The organism is Algibacter mikhailovii (assembly GCF_014651495.1).
GTDB lineage: Bacteria > Bacteroidota > Bacteroidia > Flavobacteriales > Flavobacteriaceae > Algibacter_E > Algibacter_E mikhailovii.
In genome coordinates this window covers 1-4,121 of sequence record NZ_BMWZ01000023.1, presented here as the reverse complement: position 1 = coordinate 4,121, position 4,121 = coordinate 1, and the positions used below count along the sequence as shown (strand labels likewise).

General features: G+C 31.0%; 6 protein-coding genes. All 6 read left to right on the top strand.

Annotation, left to right across the window (positions count from 1 at the left end):
* The first annotated feature begins 217 nt into the window (after nt 1–217).
* The 6 genes from IE051_RS18365 to IE051_RS18340 all read left to right on the top strand — a co-directional run bounded on the left by IE051_RS18365 (nt 218) and on the right by IE051_RS18340 (nt 3,899).
* Nucleotides 218–694 (top strand): hypothetical protein, encoded by a 477-nt coding sequence (locus IE051_RS18365; RefSeq protein WP_189362873.1) that lies wholly within the window; start codon nt 218–220, stop codon nt 692–694.
* Nucleotides 695–837: 143 nt separating this feature from the next.
* A complete protein-coding gene (locus tag IE051_RS18360) occupies nt 838–1,002 on the top strand; it encodes a hypothetical protein (RefSeq protein WP_189362872.1) in 165 nt (54 codons plus the stop codon).
* Nucleotides 986–1,345 (top strand): hypothetical protein, encoded by a 360-nt coding sequence (locus tag IE051_RS18355; protein WP_189362871.1) that lies wholly within the window; start codon nt 986–988, stop codon nt 1,343–1,345. Before IE051_RS18360 ends, IE051_RS18355 begins: the two co-directional genes overlap by 17 nt.
* A 219-nt stretch (nt 1,346–1,564) precedes the next feature.
* Nucleotides 1,565–2,062 (top strand): hypothetical protein, encoded by a 498-nt coding sequence (locus IE051_RS18350; protein ID WP_189362870.1) that lies wholly within the window; start codon nt 1,565–1,567, stop codon nt 2,060–2,062.
* 148 nt (nt 2,063–2,210) lie between these two features.
* A complete protein-coding gene (locus IE051_RS18345) occupies nt 2,211–2,897 on the top strand; it encodes a V-type ATPase subunit a family protein (protein ID WP_189362869.1) in 687 nt (228 codons plus the stop codon).
* Nucleotides 2,898–3,035: 138 nt separating this feature from the next.
* Nucleotides 3,036–3,899, top strand: a complete 864-nt coding sequence (locus IE051_RS18340; RefSeq protein ID WP_189362868.1) for a hypothetical protein — start codon at nt 3,036–3,038, stop codon at nt 3,897–3,899.
* The last annotated feature ends 222 nt before the right edge of the window (nt 3,900–4,121 follow it).

Sequence of the window (4,121 nt, the reverse complement as noted above, 5' to 3'; positions counted from 1 at the left end):
CAAATGGTTTATATTTCCTGAAATTCGATGATAATAATACAATTGAATTCATAAAAAAATAACAAAAACGTTTGCTAACACCGTATAAAAAAAATTGCTAGTTTTGGCTAAACCAAAGATAGTTGCTCGTTTGCTAGCTTCTGATTTTCCTTCGGAAAATCCTCGTACACAAACACGCAACTTTCCTTATACAAAACCGTTGTACCTAATTTAAGAAATGAACATTTTTCCAACCAAAGAACAAGAATTTAAGCTAATTGATGACCAATCAGAAACGATAAATCGGTTGAATCGGAGAACGGAAAAGTCTGAAAATCTGACTTCTCAATTTACTGACAAATCTTTTCTTGGAGTTATAAACGGAAATGAATTTAAAATAATATCGTCCGTAATCGGAAAAGGAGCTTTTTGTGTAATGACGGGAAAAATAGACTCTGAAAGCGGAAACGTGAAAGTTGAAATCCATAAAATTTTCAGAGTTTTATTAAGTATTTTTCTTTGCTTTCCTGTAATCGGATTTATTGCACTTTCTGTTACTGGAGCAAATGGATTTTCACCAATTATGATTTTAGTTATGATTCTACAAATTTTAATGATAAGATATGTTTTTATCGGACTTGCTTTCAAATTTATATCCAGAGAAAGTTTAAATAGATTAAGAGATGTATTGGATTTGGAATGGATAAAAAACTAGGTACAACACCGTGTATAATTAATGGCTAGTTCGAGCTTGCTTACGAAAATCCTCGCGGATTTTCTATTCGGTTTGTATTTGCTAAATTAGTGGCTTAAACACGCCACTAATCATACACAAAACCGTTGTAAACAATTTAAGAAATGTCGAAAAGCATTCATATAACAAAGAAAAATTTTAAAGGTTTAACTAAAGCTGAACTTGATGAACAGGCTCAAGACCCAAATTCGGAATTAACCGAATGGGCTCGAAAAAGTGCGATTAAAAGGGAGGTTAAGAAAAATCGAAAGAATGAAAAGAGTAACTAAATATGGATTTTTGATTTTCGGAGCAATAGTTCTAATCGGATTTGCTCTGAAAGGAAATATCACTCACGAGAAATTTGACTCTGAAAAGTGGAAAAACTGGACGGAAACAGAAGAGGAATGGTCGCTACGTTGGGATATGATGAACAGTTTGCGGAATAAACACGAACTGATTGGAAAAAACAAAGCGGAAATAATTGAATTGCTAGGTGAACCTGACTCAAAAACTGAATCTGAATTTGGTTATTATTTGGGAATGGCAAAACACGGAATTGATGTTGGTAATTTGACAATAAAATTTGACGAAAAAGAAAAAGTTTCGAAAATTAAAGTAAAAAGAAGTTAAAAAAAACTGTTTACAACACCGTATAAAATTAATGTGGGTTTTTATGGTTTAGCCCAAAGTTTTGGTTTATTTATAAAGTCCGCTTAAACTTATTTATCTATTTTTAGGTCGACAAGATAAAAACACAAAATAAGTATAAGCTTAGTGGCTCGGCTGACAAAATAAAGTTTGTCTACCTCCCACACTAATCTTATACAAAAACGTTGTGCTTAATATAAAATGACCCTGAAATATGATAATTGCCAAGTTTTAATCTCTGACAATCAAATTGATTGTGAATATCTCTATTTACAAAATAAAAAAATACAATGGAGTCTTCAACTTGACTCTATTTTAATATTTAACAATGGATTTAAAACTAAATCATTTAATACTAATAACATTAAGGAATTTTGGTTCGAAATTGACCAAAGGATTCAAAGAGCCAATAATCTAACTCAAATAGCAAATGCATATATAATCCTAAATAATTCGTCAGAACCCATCAAACTTTTCAATTTGTGCGTGCGAGAAGAAATGAAATTATCTAATAGTTCAAAATCATATGAATTTACTCAAGCGATAATCAAAAAGCTATCTGAACGATATAAAAAACCATTTTCATACAAATTACACGTGGAAACCAAAAAAAAAGATAAAAACTTATGGATTTCATTAACGTATGTACTAATTGCTGCGGTTATTGCTTTTTTGTTAGCCCTTTGGATAAAAAAATAAAAATACTAAGCACAACACCGTATAAAAAAAATTGCTAGTTTTAGCTAAACCAAAGATAGTTGCTCGTTTGCTAGCTTCTGATTTTCCTTCGGAAAATCCTCGCACACAAACACGCAACTTTCCTTATACAAAACCGTTACCTACAATTATGAAAAAAATTTCGTTACTGATTTTAACTTTGATTTTTATTGCAAGTTGTGACACAAAACAAACTTCATCGGAATTAAAAGAATTGACCGAAAAATTAACCGAAAAAGAAAATCGGATTTCGGAATTACAAACTCAAATTGAGAATTTAGAAAAAGAAAATAAAACGTTCGAAAACACTCAAACTTCTGATTATTATCGCTTCGTGCAAACTTCGGACTCTGAAATAAATGTTGCGGAAAAATTAAAAAGCGGAGAAAGAAAATTAATTGATAAAAAGGATTTTAAAGACACTTTAGATATTTCAGACAATTTTTTCGTTTATAAACACACATCTGAAATTACTCAAACGTCTGAATCGGAATTTGAATCTATTCTTCGTGATTTTGACCAAGTCAAATCGGAATATGGAAATGACTTTTTTGTGAGAGTAATGACTTTTTATAATGGACAAAGTTTACCTCTTGAAACTGAAAATTCTAAAACGGATATTCATATTTTAATTCAACCGACTGAATTGGGTTATGAAAATAAAACGTTCGTGATTTCGGACTTTTATGATGTTGACATTAAAACACTTGAAAAGAAAGCAAATAGTGTTGAACTAACTTTTGAACACGGAAAGTTTCCGAGAAAAAAGGAATTGGTAATTATAAAACCTGAATTAGTGAAATTTGGAAATAAATAACTGTAGGTAACAACGTATATAATCCATTGCTAGTGAAGGCTTACTTACGAAAATCCTCGCGGATTTTCTATTCGGTTTTTATTTGCTAAATTACGTGCTAAACCACGCAACGTATCATATACAAAACCGTTGTACGCAATGACGAAAAACCTACTTATAATATTCATTTTAGCTTTTACAATTACAGCTTGTAAAGAAAGTTCATCGGAAAACAAGCCGAATGAACAACTAGAATTTTATTCTGACCATAGTAATTTGACTTTCAAAAAGAGAGTGAAATTTAAGAATTTCGATAGTCTTTTCAACTTCTACAGAAACGGTCAAATATTTAAGAAAGGAAAAACCAAAAAAAACGGAAAACCATTCGGAATTTGGAATCTATACTCAAATGATGGAAAATTAAGGGAAATTAGAGAATGGTTTGTGATAGATGGACATTCAAGAATAAACAGAGTTTGGTTTCTTGATAAAAAAGGAGACACAATCGCTTGGAGATATCAAGATTCGATTTTTAACCAAAAAGAATTTGTAAATGATACCATAGGCACAAGAGCAACCGACTACAATGTTTTTGATTTTAACAAAGACACCATCTTTTTAAATGAACCAATTCGTGGAATTGCATATTGTAATTCTCGTCGAATAAGAGATTATGATTCTCAAATCAGAATATTTTTACATAGCGAAAATGTAGATTTTAATTCACCTTTTCCAAATGATAGTTTAATTAGAAGAGATTCATTTAAAAACTTAAAAGCAGACAGTATAAATCACAAATGGTTTACTCACATAAAACCTGATAGATACGGACACGTCTCAATTTTTGGAGCTTGGTTTGAAAACCCTGGACAAAAACTTTTAAGAGGATATATGGAAGAGTACTCTTATGGGCCATTTGAAGACAAAGAAATTGACAGTGTAACTGCTAGAGTTTATTTTGAGAAAACTATTTTTGTAAAAGATACGATTGAACAAAATCACAGCGTACAACATAGTATATAAAAAATTGCTACTTTGTGCTCAACCAATGTTAGTTGCTTTGTTTGCCAGCTTCTGATTTTCCTTCGGAAAATCCTCGCACACAAACACGCAACATTTCATATACGTAACCGTTGTAGCCAATTTTGACCCGTCCTGAATAAAGGCTACATAATTTTAAACATTATGTACAAAAATGACAAAGTAATCAGACGGTATTCAGAACCCTTTAAACTGAAAATTTTA

What these genes read in the sequence shown, in the direction of transcription:
- IE051_RS18360 (WP_189362872.1), top strand. Translation starts at nt 838, where the DNA reads ATGTCGAAAAGCATTCATATAACAAAGAAAAATTTTAAAGGTTTAACT.
- IE051_RS18340 (WP_189362868.1), top strand. Translation starts at nt 3,036, where the DNA reads ATGACGAAAAACCTACTTATAATATTCATTTTAGCTTTTACAATTACA.
- IE051_RS18345 (WP_189362869.1), top strand. Translation starts at nt 2,211, where the DNA reads ATGAAAAAAATTTCGTTACTGATTTTAACTTTGATTTTTATTGCAAGT.
- IE051_RS18350 (WP_189362870.1), top strand. Translation starts at nt 1,565, where the DNA reads ATGACCCTGAAATATGATAATTGCCAAGTTTTAATCTCTGACAATCAA.
- IE051_RS18355 (WP_189362871.1), top strand. Translation starts at nt 986, where the DNA reads ATGAAAAGAGTAACTAAATATGGATTTTTGATTTTCGGAGCAATAGTT.
- IE051_RS18365 (WP_189362873.1), top strand. Translation starts at nt 218, where the DNA reads ATGAACATTTTTCCAACCAAAGAACAAGAATTTAAGCTAATTGATGAC.